The sequence below is a fragment of the Ensifer sp. 22521 genome, from assembly GCF_052044795.1.
Lineage (GTDB): Bacteria > Pseudomonadota > Alphaproteobacteria > Rhizobiales > Rhizobiaceae > Ensifer.
In genome coordinates this window covers 327,864-342,973 of the sequence record NZ_JBQENM010000007.1, presented here as the reverse complement: position 1 = coordinate 342,973, position 15,110 = coordinate 327,864, and the positions used below count along the sequence as shown (strand labels likewise).

Below are 15,110 nucleotides of genomic sequence, written 5' to 3'. Positions count from 1 at the left end.
GCTCAGTGGCCGGTGAATTAATCGCAAAGCCATGGCATTTTCGAGGTGGACGATGCAGCTCCGAAACATGCGTTCCGGATCGCCCCGGTTAGCGACCTGGATTAGTCACCCTGATATATCCGCCCCAAAACGCACAGGATTCTCATTTCGGTCGAGTGACGTTTGCGTTTCACGGACGAAGCGCGCCCGGTTCGCGTTGACGAAAGCTTCTACGGTCATCAGCGGGCCACCAATAATCTTCGTGCCGATGTCATCGAGACCGGCGAGGAGACCCTCTTGCTGGTCCAGCTCCGCAGCTTCGAAGTGCCGCCGCAAGACGGTGTCATCCTCGAGCCCCGCGAGCTCCAGAAAGGCCGATACGGTAAGCTGCTCGAAGGGCAGATCGACTCCGAGGACCCGACCAACCTCTGCTGCGAGCTCCTCGTGACTATACTCCTTCGGGCCGTGCAGCTGGTAGGCTTGGCCGCCGTGGCCTTCCGGTTTCTCCAGGATGTTGGCGATGATCTTCGCCGTATCGGCCGCGGCCAGCGGAGCAAAGCGGCCATCCTTGTTGAATGGCATGACGTAGCGGCCGCGCTGGATGAATGTCGAGATGTAGAGGAGCCACTCGGCGAAGAAGGTGATGCGCAAGTTCGTCGTCGGGATGCCTGACCACTTGAACACCTGCTCCGAAAGCCAATGGTTCTGGGTCACCTTGCTGCGCGCGTCGGGCCTGGATTGCTTGTGGGACAAGTTGACGATGTGCTCGACGCCCTGCTCTCTCGCCACCTGTGCGAAGATGACTGCCGCCTCCACGAGACCGTCGGCAATGGGATAGCAGAAGTAAGCGCGGTCGACGCCGTCGAAAGCCAGCCGCATATCGCGCAGGCTGGTGATGTCCCCATAAACGATCTCGGCACCCAGACTGGCCAGCTCCTGCGAGCGAGCGTCCTCCCGACGAGCGAGGGCGCGGACCTTTAGGCCTTTCTTCAGCAGTTCCTTCACGGTCGGACGCCCCGTATCTCCGGTTGCACCGGTCACCAGAATCGTTGTCATCGCATTTCTCCTTTCGATAATGGCATCAGGCGCTCCGCGGCGTCCTAATGCTGCATATACAACACATAGGAAGCAGTGTTGTATATGCAATACCATAATTTCAGATTCCGGCTAATCGCGCGGAATGTCGTCCGCGACGGTCTTGATTGCGCTCAAGCCTGCTTGCCCAAGCAGCTTGGACGCTCGTTCCTGCCCCGCCCGCCAGGCCGGCATGGATGAAAACAGCAGGTCTTCGCCAGCTTTGCTCAGCCGAAGGGGGCGCTGACGACCTTGAACCTTGTCGGGGACCTCTTCGATCCATCCCGCGTCCAGCATCAGCTTGAGGTTTCTCGTCAAGGTGGAGCGATCGAGGCAGTTGGCTCGGCCGATTTCGGCACGCGTCGCGACGCCCATCCGCATGATTGAACCGAGTAAGGTGTGTTGCGACGACACTAGGCCGAACGGCCGCAGTTCCTCGTCGAAGATGTTGGTCATGACGCGTGAGATAAGGCGCGCCCGCGAAATTACGCAGGCATCTTCCAGTTCCCGCAGCATTGCTCGTCTATCGTCGGGTAGGGAACGCAGGTTCATAGTCTCTCGATGATGCATCTACAACATGTAGTCAACCAGTATCGCGTTTCAAGGAGGATACGAAACCCTGATGTCTCAGCGCATGCCACGGGCGATGATCTGCATAAACGCCGGAACGTTCGCTCTCGCTGGAAGCTGCCGTTCGCCGTATCATCCGAGGACGGCAGCAGAGTCCCATTGAGGCCGTTGCCGCTCAGCGCCGCTCCACGTGAATGAATGGCAGCTTCTGGGCTCGGCGATCGGCGCGCTGAACGGCTCAAATGGGGGCGCAAAGCAGCCGTCCGCGATGCGAACCTCTATGTCCGGTTTGAGCCGAAAGCTGCCGAAACGAACGACCGCTGAAGCCGTCAGCCGAAATGAATATTGAAATCCTCTTGCAGAAAGTCCTAGGCACTGGAAATCCTAGGCGAATTCACACTAATATAACGTCGCCGAACAAGCTTCGGAAATTGGAAATATACTACTGCAAACCTTGAAATACTTCGGAGCAACCGTGCTTATCTACTCGGACGAAAACCTTGAGGTCATCCATCGCCCGGGCGCCTCGGCTTACCTCCTCATCACCTTCAACGAGATGGAAATCCAGGCAAACGGGAGCCGCTACTGGGGCCAGCGCTTTTGCGAGAAGGCGGATATCGCCGCCCTCGGCTTCATCAGCAAGCGTCCCAACTGGTTTCCGGCCGCAAGCGTGGTTAAGGCGGTCGAGGCTGCGGCGCCGATCCTGAAGGCAGCACCCGAGCGCATCCTCTACGGCCATTCGCAGGGCGGTTATGCAGCGCTTCGCTACCGCCGGCGTTTCAACGCCACGACAGCCATCGCCTTCTGCCCGCAAATCTCGATCAATCCCAAAGCCGTTCCCTACGACAATCGCTTTCTCAGGCATTTTTCGCCCGACCTGCACGCCAATATGGGCATCGCCCCCGACCACGCCGCCGGCCGCGCCTATCTCTTCTACGATCCGTTCCACGCGATCGATCGCCGGCATGCCGAGCGCATAGCGGAACTGCAGGCGGAAACGCATCTCGTGCCCGTTCACATGACCGGTCATGGCACGGTCAGGGTCTTCACCGGAACGCAGCGCGCGCTTTCGCTGATCGATGCCTGCCGCGCCAATGACCCTGCCGCCCTGCGCGCCCTTGCCCGCTCCGCGCGGATCGACGCGCCGATGCGGCCCTACCAGAACGCCGTCGCCGCCATGACCCGCCACCCGGCCTGGGCCGATCGCCTGCACGCCCGCTTCGGTGATCGCTTTGCCCCCACGGAGCAGGTCAATTTCCTCTTCCACCGCGCCAATCGCCATATCCGCGACGGCAACCTCGTCACAGCGCGCGACATGCTGACGAATGCCCTGTCGCTCCTGCCCGGCCACCCCGCCGTCACGCTTCGCCTGCGGGACCTCGACGCCCGCATCGGCCGCGAAGAAAAACTGGCGAAAGCTTCCTGAGGCGGCCGCCACGCCTCATCGGATTATGACAAGCTGCTCGGCGAGCAGGAACAGCGCGATCACAATCATCGCCGCGCCTGAGAACTGGCTCACCAGACGAGCCACGCGCGGGCGCGTCCTGAGGACCATGCTCGAACCCGTGCCGACAAGCGAGTAGATCAGCGCACAGTTGAGCATATGCACGGCCCCGAGCGCCGCGATCTGGCTCGGGATCGTCCAGCTCCCGTCGCGGCTGGTAAATTGCGGCAGCAGCGCCAGGAAAAGAAGTAGCGCCTTCGGGTTGATGCCGCTCACCGCGAAACCGCGGACGATCCACCCGGTCCAGCTCCTGGCCGCCTGATCTTCATCGGCCACCGGAACAGGCGGATGGGCCAGAACCCCGACGCCGAGCCAAAGGAGATAGCCCGCTCCCAGCACGGTAAGCACCGTCAGAACCGCCGGAACGCCGGCGACGAGCGCGCCGACGCCGGCCGCGACCACCAGAGTGATCGCAAGATAGCCAAGCAGCATGCCGGAAACGGCCGGCATGATCGCCCTGTCTCGCAATCCCGCCGAGATCGCATAGGCCCAGTCTGCGCCGGGTGTCAGCACCAGCGAAAACGATATCGCCCAAAACGCCGTCAACAGACCCATTTCCATCTCGCGCCACCTTCCTTCGGATACCCGCGCCATCAAAGGAAGAATAGCGTCGCATCACGGGGATTAGCTCCCTATCTCTTGCCGAGATGTGGCATCTTGAGGCAATATCTCCCTCATGGATGATACGGACCGCAAGATTCTTGCTGAGCTTCAGAAGGACGGGAGACTGTCGGTTACCGAGCTCGGCGACCGCATCGGGCTCAGCCTTTCCCCCTGCCATCGCCGGGTCAGGGCGCTCGAGCAATCCGGCGTGATCAGCGACTATCGCGCCAATATCGATGCCGCCAAGGTCGGCCTCAATTTCTCGGCGATCGTCTTTGCGACGCTCAGGGAAGGCAGCCGCGAGAACGTGCATGCCTTCGAAAAGGCTCTTTGGGCGATACCGGAAATCACGCAAGCCGAGCGTCTGTTTGGCGATCCCGACTACATGCTGCACGTGGTGACTGAGGACCTGAAGGCTTTCCAGGCGCTCTATGACGAGAGCCTGCTTGCGCTGCCGAGCGTGCTGCGCCTGACCTCTACCCTTGTGATGAAGAGCATCTTCCAGCACCGGCCGCTTCCTCTTTGAACGGCTGGCTCGCGCCGCCCCGGATGAACTGGTGCGCCACGGCTAAAGCGTCCTTTGCGTTCATCTGAACGCACGGCGCTCTGGGAGTTGCCGTCCGAGGTCTCAGCAGATTACAGCGCCGCGCGTCTTATCAGACGCGCAAAGGTCGCTGTAGCACTTTGATTTTCTGCATGCCTTTGTCCTTAAATCGAGGTCGATTAAGGAGACATGCAGTAGTGTACCGGCAGCCCTCGCCCACAGCGGAACAATCATGATGCACGCTCTGCCCCCTCTCGATGAAATCCGTGCGCTTGAAGAAGCACTGCACCGCCCGGAGGTTCGCCGGTCGCGTTCAGCCGTCGAGGCGCTGCTCGCCGAAGGCTTCGTCGAGTTCGGGGCTTCCGGTACGATCTATCATCGTGCGGAAATCATCGATCTGCTTGTGCAGGAGCCAGAGCAAGACGATGGCGAACTGCGCGCGAGCGATTACCGCCTGACCGCCATTTCGCCGGAAGCGTTGCTCTTGACGTACAGAACCCGTCGCAGGGAAAGCGATGGATCGGAGCGGCACGCGCTCAGAAGCTCTGTCTGGAAGCGAAACGGAACCAGGTGGCAGATGCTGTTCCACCAGGGAACGGTGACGGGAGCGGCCTGAGCGGGCCGTCCGAGCGCGACTTTCGCGATGACATGTCGGGATCGCGTGCCGCCATTCGTCTTCAAGGACAGACAAGCGATGGAGGACAACGATGACGATCACCATTACCGCTTTCGAACGGTCACCGGATCGCGGCAAGGGGCTCGCGCGTGACATGCGTGTCCGTTGGGCGCTCGAGGAAGTAGGCCTGCCCTACGAGGTTCGCCTTCTGTCGTTCAAGGCGATGAAGCAGCCGCCGCATCTCTCCCTTCAGCCCTTCGGCCAGATCCCGACCTATGAGGAAGGCGATCTCGCCCTCTTCGAGTCCGGAGCGATCGTGCTCCATATCGCCGAGCGCCATGCCGGCCTGTTGCCAGACGAAGCCAATGCCCGGGCGCGCGCGATCGCCTGGATGTTTGCCGCGCTCAACACCATCGAGCCGCCGGTCTTCGACCGTAATCTCGTCCAGATCCTCGAACGCAACGAGCCCTGGTACGAGCACCGCCTGCGTGCGCTCGACGAAACCATCCGCAGACGGCTTGGCGGCCTTTCCAATCACCTTGGCGATGCCGACTGGCTCGATGGCGCCTTCAGCGCCGGCGACCTCCTGATGGTGACGGTGCTGCGCCGGCTGCATGGATCAGGGATTCTTGAGGAATACCCGAACCTTGCTGCCTATGTCGCTCGCGGCGAAGCACGGCCGGCCTACAAGCGCGCCTTCGAGGCCCAGTTGGCGGTTTTCACCTCCGCATCGGCAGGCTAACCCGGAAGCGGCAACCGAGTTGCGTCACTCTGACAGAGCCGCATCACCCGGTTGACCTCTTTCTTCAAGTCTCCAGCGATCCCAGGGGTATGAGCCGCCGCCCTGAATTCAACCTGGCACCACACCTTTGACGGCCCAGGCGACCGCGACATAGGACCGTGGACCATCGACCTCGCCATCGAGATAGGCAGAACGGACCGCATCGCGAAGCCGCGTGCGCGCCGGCTCATTGAGTGTCGCGATATATTCGGCCCCTGGGCCATCCTTGCCGAGATAGGGCGTCCAGTAGTCGTCGAAGGAAGCGTACTCCATGCGGATCGCAAGCTCAGCCGTCTCGACCTCGACAAGGCCGGCCCTATGCCAGGCCGCCTCCAGTTCGCCAGGCCGGGTCATCGGGCGGGTGAAGGCGCGCTCGCGAAGCCGGCGGGCGGCGGGATCAAGGGCTGCCGCCGTATCGAGGAACAGGCGGCTGGCAACGAAACCGCCGCGACCGTCCCACACGGTGGCAGCGACCGTTGCGCCAGGCCGCGCAACGCGGCGCATCTCCGCCACGGCCCGTTCCGGCTCAGAAACGAAATGCAGCATCAGCAGCGACAGAACCCGATCGAACGCCGCATCCTCAAAGGAGAGAGCGCATGCGTCGCCAATCTGGAAGGAGACGCGCGGATCTGGATTGCTGCGGCTGGCGTGTTCGATGTAGGGCGCCGCGCAATCCACCCCGCAGACGGCGGAAGGGTCGGGCCGCGCGGCCAACAGGAATGTCAGGCTGCCGGTGCCGCAGCCGACATCCAGCACCCGTTCACCCGCCGCGGCTCCGGCAAATGCCAGGAAAGGCACGGCCAGCCTTCGGCTCCAGCGCCCCATCTGCAACTCATATCCGTCGCCAGTGTTGGCATTGAACGTCGATGCAGCCATCACAGCACACTCCAGCCAGCCGAACGGGCGCAACTCTACCACAGGCTGGGCAACCCAAAACATAGGTGCTGGCAAACTGCCGTGTCGAACGGTTTATCGGGTTCGAGACCGATCCACGGCATTCGGAACCGATCGCCATTCGCGCGCGGTGGATATTTCGCCATCCTCTCGGCAGGCCAGCCAGGCAGGGCGCCGCCCCGGCTCCATCGGCGCCGGATCGAACCGTGCCGCACCTCACCCTTTGTCCTGATGTCGCCGCCGACGCATGCAACCATGCCGCCGCGCTTCCTCGGGAGCGCAGCGGACAGGACCGCTCCTGCGAAATTCGATGGGGTATTTGCGATGAGCAGCACAGAACCGAAAGCATTCGCCCTCGCCGGCGTCGTCATGAAGCGTCTGTTGTCGGGCAGCCAGACCGACGGCCAGTTCTGCCTCTTCGAAAACGTCAGCGGCGGCGACACCAGGACGCCAATTCACGTCCACGCCAGCGACGACGAAACCGTCTACATCCTCGAGGGCGAACTGACTGCGGTAATCGGCGGGACTGCGCACCGGTTGACCGTGGGCCAGAGCATCTTTCTCCCGCGCCGCGTACCCCACCAACTCCTCAACGTCAGCCGCCGGCCGGCGCGCTACATCCTGATCGGCACGCCAGCCATCTTCGACCGCTTTCTGGAAGAAGCCGGCCGTGAACTTGGGCCGGGCGAAGCGGTCAAGCCACCGACATCGGAAGAGCTTGATCGGCTTCGGAGGGCCGCGCCGAAGTTCGGCATCACCCTGCTTGCCGACTGGTCGGATCAAGATTGACCCGCCGCCAGCGCAGGCTGCGGCGGTTGGGGAAAGACCGGGCAATGCGACCGCCTCACCTGTCGCAAGGAGAGCGGAGACACACTCCCCTTTGCAAGCGCAGCACCCACTGGCATGGCGGATGTCTTGCGAAATTGCGGGCAGCGGCGATATCGGACATTCGATTTTCGAGCTACGATCGTCCGAACGGCACCGTCCAATCAATCGGTGGCGTCCACGACGTTGGGGAGCGACAGACCATGACCCGCGATCAGATGCTCGCCCACCTTCGCGCCGCCGACGAAGTCGCGCGCGAGGCCGCCGCGCACGGCCATCATCCTTTCGGCGCGGTCCTGGTCGGCCCCGACGACAGCATCCTGATGCGCCAGGGCAATATCGACACCGTACGCCACGCCGAGACCGAGCTTAGCCGGCGTGCCGCGACCGCCTATCCGGCGAAATTCCTATGGTCCTGCACGCTGGTTTCAACCGGCGAGCCCTGCGCCATGTGCACCGGCACGCTCTATTGGGCGAATATCGGTCGCCTGGTCTACGGCTTCGAGGAGGAAAAGCTCCTTGCCGAAACCAGCGACCACCCCGAAAACCCGACCATGAACCTCGCCTCGCGCACGGTGCTTGCCTCCGGCCAGAAGCCGATCGAGGTTTTTGGCCCCTTCCCCGAGATCGAGGACGAACTACTCAGCCCCCACCGGACCTTCTGGCGCCGCTGATGCGGCGCGCCCGATGGAGTTAGACTGCAAAAGTATCCCGCGGCCGGGTGTGACGAAGCGATTTAGGTGGGGCGTCGCCATATGTCCCTTCTCCCCGCCTGCGGCGAGACGGTGGCCGGCAGGCCGGACGAGCGGTCCAGAAGATGGGCGCCATCTACCTCACCCCTCCTTCTCCCGCGACAGTCCCAGGTGCCAGTGCAACTCCGTCAGCCCACGCTTCAGCCAGGCGAGCTGCGGCTCCGGCATGGTGCGCAGCATCTCGTAATCCATGATGCAGACGTTGAAGACCGTCGTCTTCACCTGCGGTCCGTCCTGCAGTTTCAGGAGCACGCCTTCGAGCTCCATCATCCGGTTGGCCGCCTGGCGGGCGCTCTTGGCACGCTCGGCGCTCGTCTCGCCGGCAAAGCCCTTGACGCTGAAGAGCGACTGCGCCCTGACACTCGGGAAGGGAATGCCGGTGAGGCTGTAATAGCGTGCCATCTGCCGGGCGTACTCGTCGCCCGCCTCGCGCTCGTGCGCCGTCAGCTTGCCGTCGAGGAACATGCGGCCGAGTGTGTAGCCGGCAAAGGGGCTTGCAACATCGACGTCGCGCTTGCCGGAAAAATGCATGCGCTTGCGCGCGTCGAGCGCCACGGAGCGCACCTCCCGTTCGGTCTCGCCGTGCTTGATCTGCCCACCGGGATAGCGTGCCACGTCGGCCTTGCGCGGCCGGCCGGCCCGGCTGGCGCGCTTGATGCGGATGCGTTCTGCCTTGGATGTCATCGTGTCGTTTCCTCGTTTCATTCAATCGTCATCGCTGCCTGGCCGGCACCGCCGGTTCAGGCTTCGCGCTGACGCAAAGTCAGTCCAAAAATCAAAAGCTTGCCGTCATCGGCTGGCGCCGCGCCTGTTCACCGCATGCAGCACCGACGTATGGTCGCGGTGGAAGATGCGGCCGAGCGCCGGCAGCGACAGATCCTTGCGCTCCTCGTAGACTGCCGCCATGCAGCGATGGCGCGGCTCGACCAGGCGGCGCTCGCGGCCAACGCCGATGATCTCCTCCCAGGAGATGCCGGGATAGGCGCCAAGCACATCCTCGATGATCTCGCGCACCGGCCGCCGGCTGAAGAGATCGCCGCCTGCCGCATCCGTCGCGCCGCAGATCACCCGCGCCTGCGAGAGAAGCCGCGCCTCCGCATCGGCGAGCGCCAGTTCCAGCTCCGCGATCCGCCGCGTTTGCGTGCGCACCTGAACCGCGACCATGCCCGCCAGATCCTCCAGCGTCGCGGCGGGCGCCGCCTCGCCGTCAGCCGCAGCCGTCCCGACGGAACCATCGGCTTGCACGTGACCAGGCGTGGCCGCCTTCTGCTTCACCTCGTCGCCTGCCGTCATCCGCATTGCCATGGCCTCTGCGCCGCCCTCCGCACGCGCCCGTCCACGGTGGCCCATTACCGTATCGTCGTCACCGCCAGCCCCGGGCACGGCCCTCGCCCGCGCCGCAACGCCGCTTGGCCTACCGCCTGCAGCTGTCTGCCCTGTCATGAATTCCGTTGCCTCAGGCTGCATGGTGGATCTCCCGGCTTGCAAGCGCACTTACGTTCTGGGCGGCGGCCTTGGCCGCTGCGTGTGTCCTCCGAAACGCTTCGAGCCTGGCGCGAACGCGGGCGCGGCTGGCTTCGGAACGGGCAGCAGCCCGGGGCTTGAGCGCGGCGATCGTCTCGCGCTTGCGGGCAAGCTCGGCCCGCATGCCCAGCGCCTCCGCCTTTGCCAGCGCTGCCAGCACCGGCGGTTTCGGGATCGTGCCCAAGAGCACATTGGCGTTGGCCGCATAGTCGCCGCGGATCAGCTTCTGCGTCGCCGCCGCCAGGCCGCAACCCGGCACGCCGGAGAGCGCATAGTGGTAGACGGCGAGGATCTTTTTCGGCTCGATCCCCTGCGGCATCGTCATGCCGGCCGTCTGCATCGCGTCGAGGCTGCGCAGCACCGCCGCCTCGCTTGCCGGCGCCAGCCGTTCAGTGAGCGCGGTAATCTCCCGGCTCAAGGTCGAAAGCCGGGCCTGCGCCAGCAAACTCATCATTTCCATGAGGATCATTGTCTCGGTTTCCTTTGATTTCGTTTTCAATGGCTTGCCTGCATTCCCGCTGGTGGCGGGCAAAGGCGGTCTCGTGCGGCGGCGCCTGCTGGCGAGACCCTCGTCGCGGCGGTCCGGCGTCGCCGGCCCGGCCCGCCGCGCTTGGTCGGCCCGTGACTTGGGGGCCGCCAGCCCTGGCTGGTCGGCCGGCATTGCGCATCCAGTTCCGCCAGGTGGCCGCCCAGTCGAGCTTGGTGGCATTGCGGCCGGATTTGGCGGTCCAGTAGTCGCGAAACTTGTCGAATTCGATTGTTGCCTCGGCCGGCCCGAAGCCGAGCCCTGCGGCAAACGCCCAGTCGGGTTCGAAGGCCGCGGGCAGTCGGCAGGCCCTGCGGCCGCGCCCCGACCGCGCTGCATTTTCCGCCGCCAGGTGGAGATCGAGCTGCGGGCCGCTCCCGGCCGGAGTCGTGTCGGGAGAGTTAGTTTCTTTAGGGGGTGCGGGGGAGCTTTCTTTATCAGAGAGGACACCCGCCCCTGTCGCCGTGACATCGCGTGACGTCACGCGCGCCCTGTGACGCTGCTGCCGTTCGCGATCGCCTGCCCGGCGCCGCTCGATCTCCGACTGCTGCCCGGCTTCGGCGGCGCGCACGGCGCAAAGGATCATCTCCGGCGACGCACCGGATTGAACCAGCGCCTCGACGATCGCGGTGATGCGCATGGCCGCTACTCCCCGCTCGGCCGGGACGCGGCCCCGGCCCGGGTCTTGCCGGCCGCCGCGGCAACAGCGCCGCCGCAGACGCGCACCAAAGGCGGCAGGAAACCCGCACCCTTGCTTTCCGCCTGCCCTCTAGAGCGCCGTGCGTTCGATTGAACGCACAAAGGACGCTCCAGCACTTTGATTCCAGAGCATCTTTCCGCCTCCAGCGTTCCCACTTGAGAGCGGGATGCTCTAGAGCGCCGTGCGTTCAACTGAACGCACAAAGGACGCTCTAGCAATTTGATTCTAGAGCATCTTTCCGCCTCCAGTGTTTCCACTTGAGAGTGGGATGCTCTAGACCTTCCTGTCAGACTGTCCTGCGCCATGCCTTTTTTCCGATGCCTTCGCATTTGGCCGCCCCGTCTGGCACGGCCATTCCATCGCGCTCATCGCGCGCCAATTCCGTTGTCTCCTCACCCCCGCCGGCAAGCCGCTTCCGCGATCCGCCCCTGACGGGCGGACCGGTCGGGCCCTTCGGACTCTTGTGCCGCGCGTCCGACTGGGAATGCAGGCGGGACGACGGGTGCCATCTCGGGCTCGTGAGCCGGCCCGCGCCCACAAGGAGTGCAGCCGCCCGCTCCCGGCGCCCGGACCGCGCACGCCGCCGGCCGCAACCATTGCCGGTTTCGGAGACGAGGCATGCGCCAGTAACGGCTTGCCGGCGACGAATTGCAGCGAGAGGAGGAAAAGTGCATGCGGTTTCCCGCCCGCGCCCCGCTCGAGCCAATTTCGATCGCGCTCATGATCTTGGGCCGAACCGACCCACGATCGTCATAATCGAAGAGCGAGAGGCTCCGGGGAGGAAGCGGAACCTCTCGCCCGCTGCGCGCCCCCGAAATCGTTGCCGATCGGGAATACAGCAGCTTTCTCAAAATGCGCGCCGCAACTGCTGCGGCGACCGATCTGTGGGGCCATTGACAGCGCCGCGCGTCTTTTAAAGCGCTGGCGATGCCGGCTGCCGCCGGAAACATCAGGTGATTTGCACCGCTCATTTCCGTTGACATCCTATTCATAGTAGGATTTCCTACACTCATCAAGAGGAAATTTCCTATTGGACGTAAGAAACGGAATCTGGGATGCCAGTGCCATGGACGAATTGCGCCGCCTTATCCGGGAAGCAGTCGACGCGAAGAAGACGACCTACAAGGATCTGTCGATCGCGATCGCGAAGAACCACGCCTATATCCAGCAATTCGTCGAGCGCGAGACACCGCGGGAACTGCGCGAGCGCGACGCCCGCACGATCGTCGATCTGATTCAGGGCGCCCCCGCCGCCGAAGCGGCACCGAGACGCGCCCCCGGCTTCGTCCCGCAGATCGTGCCCGGCGAACAGCTCGTCGGCCATCGCGACCTGCCGATCTTCGCCGCCGCGCAAGGCGGCGACGGCCACGTCATCGTCACCTTCGATGCGGTCGAATATGTCAAGCGCCCCTCGGTGCTTGAGGGCGTCAAGGGCGCCTACGGCATCTACCTCACCGGCAGCTCGATGATCCCGGCATACGAACCCGGCGACATGGCGCTCGTCCACCCGCATCTGCCGCCGGCGCGCGACAAGGACGTGGTGCTCTATCACGTGCCGCCCGCCAACGACGCCGAAGCGATCATCAAGCGGCTGGTCTCCTTCAACGACCGCGAATGGACGCTCCGGCAGTACAACCCTTTCCTGGAATTCACCGAGAGCCGGGTCGAGTGGTCCTTCTGCCACCGGGTGGTCGGCAAATACAGCGCCCGCTAGAGCCCGCAGGGCCAAAGCGGCAATATCCTTGCATATTCAATGCGCTATATCGCTTACCTGATTCAAGGCAGCATGCCGGCCACATCGTTGGCTACGTTCCGAACTGGGCCGCAACGGGCGCCGGCTCGTCTCGACGACTGGCAGTGGCGTAGCGCGTCCCGACCACAGGCACGTCAATTCTGCACCAAGCGCCAGCCGATCCAGTTCTCGACAAATCCCGCACGCCACAGGCATTGGCTGGCTCGCCCCTCACCGCCAGGCGAGGATGCCGCGGGCAAGGCACCGCCTCGGGGCAGTCCTCAACACCTCGCCATGCAAGCGCGACCGTTCCGCATGCCGTCACAAAGCGATCGGTCCGCCACCTCCTGCCACTTGACACTCAAGCCGCCATCCCCTCCTCGATCTCCATCGGCAGATCGCCCGACATGAAGAGCAGCGTGGCGTCCTCGAACTCCCCGGTCGTGAGATCGCCTGAGCGGCTGAAGGCCACGACGCCCACCTTGGTCGCTGCCAGCCTTTCGGCCAGCCGCACCGCATGTTCGGCCCCGGTCGCCTGCACCGGATTGTCGGCAAGCAGCGCCCCGCGGCTCCCCAGCGTGAAGCTCTGAACCACGAAATAGGGGATCATCCCATGCTCCTTTTCCGCCACCTGGAATGGCGGCTCCAAGGTGGCGCAATCAATCGAACAAAACAAGAACAAATAATCGCCTATCGACAACTCAAAGCGGCCGCGCGAAGAAAATTCCTGCCGGCAGTGCCTTTCCTATTGACGTATAAATAGGAATTTTCCTATATTGCCACAAGGACGAAACCGGAGGGACCGATGGCACCCGAAAGGGCGCGCCAGCGCGCACCTCGAACAGGCCGAGGTGAACGATGCCCGACGTGCTGATCGCGGACGCTGTAATGGGGCCCGCCCCCTTCCTTCACGGGCGCGAGGTCATTCTCGCCGTCATGACGCTCGGCACCGGCTATTTTTGCGAGGAGACAGACACGGTCGGCACCACCTACCGCACCGCTGCCGATTGGCTTCGGGTTCACGATGGCGAGCATGTCGCAAAGCTGATCCGCTTCGATCTCGACGTCCTCCACGGCGAAGACGTGACTGAGACGGTCGCCGACGCCTGGCTCGAAGGCTACGACCAGAGCCCGCAAGAGGAGCACAAGCTGCCGGCCTTTGTCCGCACCTCCGACGCCTGGGAGCGATGGTGCGCGGATTTCGACGCGGAACGCACGCCCTACAGCCAGGCCGTCCACGGCACCCTCAACCACCGCCAGCAGTTCGGTGCCGATCTCAGATGACCATGACGCTCGACAAGTCCGCCCTCTTTGCCGCCATGGAAGCCTCTGGGAAGCCGAAGGCGGCAATGAGCGCGGCGTGGAAGCCGCGATATCCGCCTATCTGCAGCGCCAGAACCTTACCGCTTTCAACGACATGGCCACGCGCAAGCGCGCCGCATTGGCCGCGGCAACCGCCCGGTCGCATGGATCCGCTCGCGGGCATGACGACGGCGCAAAGTGCCCAATATTGGCAATCATTATTAATTTGCAAAAATGCTAATAAAGTAAGCGGGGAGCATCAAGAGGAGAGAAGCGATGCCGCGCCTTGCTCAATTGTATTTCAAGACCGCAATCATATTCCTGATCATCGGCCTCTGTATCGGCCTGCACATGGCTATCAGTCAGGATCATGCCGCCACGCCGGCGCATGCCCATACAAACCTGCTCGGCTGGGTCACGATGGCAATCTTCGGCATCTATTATGCGCTCAATCCCGCCAAGGCCGAGCGCCGGCTCGCCATGATCCAATATTACGTCTACACCTCAGGCGTCGCCGTGCTGGTGCCGTCGCTCTATCTGATGGTCACCGGCAGGCCCGAGATCGAGCCCATCGTCGCCGCGGCCTCGATCGTCGCCTTCGTCGGCGTGCTGCTGTTTGCAGTCGTCATCTTTTCGAGCAGCGAAACGGTCGCTCAGCCGAACGCCTTGCGGCCGCGATAACGCTCGTCCGGGCACCGACCGCACCACCATCGAGCGCGAACACAGGAAAGGCCGAAGTGCCTTTCCTGCATCGGGTTCTTGCGCCCTAGATCATTTCATTGTTTCATCGAAACACTGAATTGATCTAAGTCTTTGAAATTACGCAATTCCGAACGGAAAACCGTTTCGCACTTTTCCTGGATTTGCTCTATTTCGAGGTCGACTTCAGTACCCGGTGCGTCGCGTCGTCGAGTGCGTGGCCGGTCTCGGCTCCATCCTGCCGAAAGCCGCGCGCCGTGTTGCCACAGGCCGAAAGGGCAAGAAGCGCTACAGCGCCGCGCGTCTTATCAGACGCGCAAAGGTCGCTGTAGCACTTTGAATTGCTGCATGTTCTTGTCCTTTAATCGGGTACGATTAAAGGACACATGCAGTAGGCAGAGGACCATGAGCATCGTCTTTGACATCATCGTCTCCGTCAGTTTCTCCTTTCGGAAATGAGGCGGAACGCGGCAAAGTCAATCGGC

General features: G+C 63.3%; 19 protein-coding genes and 1 pseudogene. 9 read left to right on the top strand and 11 right to left on the bottom strand.

Features of this window, described 5'->3' with window-relative positions:
- Positions 1 to 105: 105 nt before the first annotated feature.
- Positions 106 to 1,035: an SDR family NAD(P)-dependent oxidoreductase gene (locus ACTJKE_RS13235; protein ID WP_440691910.1), complete on the bottom strand. Its 930-nt coding sequence runs from the start codon at positions 1,033 to 1,035 to the stop codon at positions 106 to 108.
- Between the two features lie 111 nt (positions 1,036 to 1,146).
- On the bottom strand, positions 1,147 to 1,605 hold the full coding sequence (locus ACTJKE_RS13230) for a MarR family winged helix-turn-helix transcriptional regulator (protein ID WP_063891506.1): 459 nt from the start codon (positions 1,603 to 1,605) through the stop codon (positions 1,147 to 1,149).
- A 493-nt stretch (positions 1,606 to 2,098) separates the two neighbouring features.
- Between ACTJKE_RS13230 and ACTJKE_RS13225 the strand changes: the two genes are divergently transcribed.
- The gene (locus ACTJKE_RS13225) at positions 2,099 to 3,049 is read left to right on the top strand and encodes a hypothetical protein (protein WP_440691909.1); all 951 of its coding nucleotides are present in this window, start codon (positions 2,099 to 2,101) and stop codon (positions 3,047 to 3,049) included.
- Between the two features lie 15 nt (positions 3,050 to 3,064).
- Here ACTJKE_RS13225 and ACTJKE_RS13220 read toward each other — a convergent pair whose 3' ends face one another.
- Positions 3,065 to 3,688, bottom strand: coding sequence for a LysE family translocator (locus ACTJKE_RS13220; RefSeq protein ID WP_440691908.1), 624 nt, complete (start codon positions 3,686 to 3,688; stop codon positions 3,065 to 3,067).
- 115 nt (positions 3,689 to 3,803) lie between these two features.
- On the opposite strand from ACTJKE_RS13220, the gene ACTJKE_RS13215 reads away from it, so the two are divergent.
- From ACTJKE_RS13215 to ACTJKE_RS13205, 3 genes are all read left to right on the top strand, one after another.
- Entirely contained in the window at positions 3,804 to 4,256 is a 453-nt protein-coding gene (locus ACTJKE_RS13215) for an Lrp/AsnC family transcriptional regulator (protein ID WP_440691907.1), read from the top strand.
- Between the two features lie 253 nt (positions 4,257 to 4,509).
- On the top strand, positions 4,510 to 4,890 hold the full coding sequence (locus ACTJKE_RS13210) for a nuclear transport factor 2 family protein (RefSeq protein WP_058325765.1): 381 nt from the start codon (positions 4,510 to 4,512) through the stop codon (positions 4,888 to 4,890).
- 91 nt (positions 4,891 to 4,981) lie between these two features.
- Positions 4,982 to 5,632, top strand: a complete 651-nt coding sequence (locus tag ACTJKE_RS13205; RefSeq protein ID WP_057253992.1) for a glutathione S-transferase family protein — start codon at positions 4,982 to 4,984, stop codon at positions 5,630 to 5,632.
- Between the two features lie 108 nt (positions 5,633 to 5,740).
- Here the strand turns inward: ACTJKE_RS13205 and ACTJKE_RS13200 are convergent, their stop codons facing one another.
- Positions 5,741 to 6,547 carry a class I SAM-dependent methyltransferase gene (locus ACTJKE_RS13200; RefSeq protein ID WP_440691906.1) on the bottom strand — a complete coding sequence of 269 codons (807 nt, stop codon included), beginning with the start codon at positions 6,545 to 6,547 and terminating at the stop codon, positions 5,741 to 5,743.
- Positions 6,548 to 6,889: 342 nt separating this feature from the next.
- On the opposite strand from ACTJKE_RS13200, the gene ACTJKE_RS13195 reads away from it, so the two are divergent.
- Both ACTJKE_RS13195 and ACTJKE_RS13190 read left to right on the top strand, forming a co-directional pair.
- Complete coding sequence (locus tag ACTJKE_RS13195; RefSeq protein ID WP_057254440.1) at positions 6,890 to 7,354, top strand: cupin domain-containing protein; 465 nt, start codon at positions 6,890 to 6,892, stop codon at positions 7,352 to 7,354.
- A gap of 239 nt (positions 7,355 to 7,593) precedes the next feature.
- Entirely contained in the window at positions 7,594 to 8,064 is a 471-nt protein-coding gene (locus tag ACTJKE_RS13190; protein WP_057254438.1) for a nucleoside deaminase, read from the top strand.
- A 159-nt stretch (positions 8,065 to 8,223) separates the two neighbouring features.
- On the opposite strand, the gene ACTJKE_RS13185 is transcribed toward ACTJKE_RS13190, so the two are convergent.
- The 4 genes from ACTJKE_RS13185 to ACTJKE_RS13170 all read right to left on the bottom strand — a co-directional run bounded on the left by ACTJKE_RS13185 (position 8,224) and on the right by ACTJKE_RS13170 (position 10,832).
- Complete coding sequence (locus tag ACTJKE_RS13185) at positions 8,224 to 8,826, bottom strand: hypothetical protein (protein ID WP_058323285.1); 603 nt, start codon at positions 8,824 to 8,826, stop codon at positions 8,224 to 8,226.
- Positions 8,827 to 8,931: 105 nt separating this feature from the next.
- Positions 8,932 to 9,609: a helix-turn-helix domain-containing protein gene (locus ACTJKE_RS13180; protein WP_440639018.1), complete on the bottom strand. Its 678-nt coding sequence runs from the start codon at positions 9,607 to 9,609 to the stop codon at positions 8,932 to 8,934.
- On the bottom strand, positions 9,599 to 10,135 hold the full coding sequence (locus tag ACTJKE_RS13175) for a hypothetical protein (protein ID WP_440691905.1): 537 nt from the start codon (positions 10,133 to 10,135) through the stop codon (positions 9,599 to 9,601). The genes ACTJKE_RS13180 and ACTJKE_RS13175 overlap by 11 nt, the downstream gene beginning before the upstream one ends.
- A complete protein-coding gene (locus tag ACTJKE_RS13170) occupies positions 10,056 to 10,832 on the bottom strand; it encodes a hypothetical protein (RefSeq protein ID WP_113514740.1) in 777 nt (258 codons plus the stop codon). The genes ACTJKE_RS13175 and ACTJKE_RS13170 overlap by 80 nt, the downstream gene beginning before the upstream one ends.
- Positions 10,833 to 11,958: 1,126 nt before the next feature.
- On the opposite strand from ACTJKE_RS13170, the gene ACTJKE_RS13165 reads away from it, so the two are divergent.
- The gene (locus tag ACTJKE_RS13165; protein WP_113514739.1) at positions 11,959 to 12,606 is read left to right on the top strand and encodes a S24 family peptidase; all 648 of its coding nucleotides are present in this window, start codon (positions 11,959 to 11,961) and stop codon (positions 12,604 to 12,606) included.
- Between the two features lie 379 nt (positions 12,607 to 12,985).
- Here ACTJKE_RS13165 and ACTJKE_RS13160 read toward each other — a convergent pair whose 3' ends face one another.
- Positions 12,986 to 13,234 carry a hypothetical protein gene (locus ACTJKE_RS13160; RefSeq protein ID WP_440691904.1) on the bottom strand — a complete coding sequence of 83 codons (249 nt, stop codon included), beginning with the start codon at positions 13,232 to 13,234 and terminating at the stop codon, positions 12,986 to 12,988.
- A gap of 248 nt (positions 13,235 to 13,482) precedes the next feature.
- On the opposite strand from ACTJKE_RS13160, the gene ACTJKE_RS13155 reads away from it, so the two are divergent.
- A complete protein-coding gene (locus ACTJKE_RS13155) occupies positions 13,483 to 13,908 on the top strand; it encodes a hypothetical protein (RefSeq protein WP_113514736.1) in 426 nt (141 codons plus the stop codon).
- Here ACTJKE_RS13155 and ACTJKE_RS13150 read toward each other — a convergent pair.
- On the bottom strand, positions 13,901 to 14,092 hold the full coding sequence (locus tag ACTJKE_RS13150; protein ID WP_440691903.1) for a hypothetical protein: 192 nt from the start codon (positions 14,090 to 14,092) through the stop codon (positions 13,901 to 13,903). The two genes, ACTJKE_RS13155 and ACTJKE_RS13150, sit on opposite strands and share 8 nt — an antisense overlap.
- Before the next feature lie 110 nt (positions 14,093 to 14,202).
- On the opposite strand from ACTJKE_RS13150, the gene ACTJKE_RS13145 reads away from it, so the two are divergent.
- Positions 14,203 to 14,607: a hypothetical protein gene (locus ACTJKE_RS13145; protein ID WP_057253974.1), complete on the top strand. Its 405-nt coding sequence runs from the start codon at positions 14,203 to 14,205 to the stop codon at positions 14,605 to 14,607.
- A gap of 187 nt (positions 14,608 to 14,794) precedes the next feature.
- Here ACTJKE_RS13145 and ACTJKE_RS13140 read toward each other — a convergent pair.
- Positions 14,795 to 14,917, bottom strand: a pseudogene (locus ACTJKE_RS13140) (entericidin); the annotation flags it as partial.
- Positions 14,918 to 15,110 lie beyond the last annotated feature (193 nt).

Bases quoted from the DNA above. Each gene is read 5' to 3' on its own strand.
- ACTJKE_RS13235 (WP_440691910.1), bottom strand. From the start codon at position 1,035: ATGACAACGATTCTGGTGACCGGTGCAACCGGAGATACGGGGCGTCCG.
- ACTJKE_RS13230 (WP_063891506.1), bottom strand. From the start codon at position 1,605: ATGAACCTGCGTTCCCTACCCGACGATAGACGAGCAATGCTGCGGGAA.
- ACTJKE_RS13220 (WP_440691908.1), bottom strand. From the start codon at position 3,688: ATGGAAATGGGTCTGTTGACGGCGTTTTGGGCGATATCGTTTTCGCTG.
- ACTJKE_RS13215 (WP_440691907.1), top strand. From the start codon at position 3,804: ATGGATGATACGGACCGCAAGATTCTTGCTGAGCTTCAGAAGGACGGG.
- ACTJKE_RS13210 (WP_058325765.1), top strand. From the start codon at position 4,510: ATGCACGCTCTGCCCCCTCTCGATGAAATCCGTGCGCTTGAAGAAGCA.
- ACTJKE_RS13205 (WP_057253992.1), top strand. From the start codon at position 4,982: ATGACGATCACCATTACCGCTTTCGAACGGTCACCGGATCGCGGCAAG.
- ACTJKE_RS13200 (WP_440691906.1), bottom strand. From the start codon at position 6,547: ATGGCTGCATCGACGTTCAATGCCAACACTGGCGACGGATATGAGTTG.
- ACTJKE_RS13195 (WP_057254440.1), top strand. From the start codon at position 6,890: ATGAGCAGCACAGAACCGAAAGCATTCGCCCTCGCCGGCGTCGTCATG.
- ACTJKE_RS13190 (WP_057254438.1), top strand. From the start codon at position 7,594: ATGACCCGCGATCAGATGCTCGCCCACCTTCGCGCCGCCGACGAAGTC.
- ACTJKE_RS13185 (WP_058323285.1), bottom strand. From the start codon at position 8,826: ATGACATCCAAGGCAGAACGCATCCGCATCAAGCGCGCCAGCCGGGCC.
- ACTJKE_RS13180 (WP_440639018.1), bottom strand. From the start codon at position 9,609: ATGCAGCCTGAGGCAACGGAATTCATGACAGGGCAGACAGCTGCAGGC.
- ACTJKE_RS13175 (WP_440691905.1), bottom strand. From the start codon at position 10,135: ATGATCCTCATGGAAATGATGAGTTTGCTGGCGCAGGCCCGGCTTTCG.
- ACTJKE_RS13170 (WP_113514740.1), bottom strand. From the start codon at position 10,832: ATGCGCATCACCGCGATCGTCGAGGCGCTGGTTCAATCCGGTGCGTCG.
- ACTJKE_RS13165 (WP_113514739.1), top strand. From the start codon at position 11,959: ATGGACGAATTGCGCCGCCTTATCCGGGAAGCAGTCGACGCGAAGAAG.
- ACTJKE_RS13160 (WP_440691904.1), bottom strand. From the start codon at position 13,234: ATGATCCCCTATTTCGTGGTTCAGAGCTTCACGCTGGGGAGCCGCGGG.
- ACTJKE_RS13155 (WP_113514736.1), top strand. From the start codon at position 13,483: ATGCCCGACGTGCTGATCGCGGACGCTGTAATGGGGCCCGCCCCCTTC.
- ACTJKE_RS13150 (WP_440691903.1), bottom strand. From the start codon at position 14,092: ATGCGACCGGGCGGTTGCCGCGGCCAATGCGGCGCGCTTGCGCGTGGC.
- ACTJKE_RS13145 (WP_057253974.1), top strand. From the start codon at position 14,203: ATGCCGCGCCTTGCTCAATTGTATTTCAAGACCGCAATCATATTCCTG.